Source organism: Paraburkholderia sp. SIMBA_030, assembly GCF_046535245.1.
Lineage (GTDB): Bacteria > Pseudomonadota > Gammaproteobacteria > Burkholderiales > Burkholderiaceae > Paraburkholderia.
The window spans coordinates 1-257 of sequence record NZ_JAWRXB010001010.1 but is presented as its reverse complement, the minus strand read 5'-3'; the positions used below and the strand labels follow the sequence as shown (position 1 = coordinate 257).

The following is a 257-nucleotide window of genomic DNA, read 5'->3' as shown; positions in this document are numbered from 1 at the left end:
TCGGCACCCTGTTGCCTCACGTCAATAGGTCCGGGAAGCGTGGTTCGTTGCCTCATGTGAAAAGGTCCGTGTCGGGGCCTTGTTGAACCAGGCGTTGGTTTTGTAGTCCCTTGCTGGTGCTTTGGCTTTGGCCAGGGCTTCCAGTTCACCGGTCAGGGCGAGGATTTGCCGGGACAGGGCTGCGGGTTTGAGCCGTTTAAGTTGGGCGTTCATGCCGATGACTGCCCGTTTTCGGACCTCGGGGTGGTGGGCGGCAC

General features: G+C 60.3%; 1 protein-coding gene. It reads right to left on the bottom strand.

Features of this window, described 5'->3' with window-relative positions:
• Window positions 1-21: 21 nt before the first annotated feature.
• A partial coding sequence (locus SB772_RS43070; RefSeq protein ID WP_410838906.1) for a hypothetical protein occupies window positions 22-257 on the bottom strand: 236 nt, incomplete at its 5' end.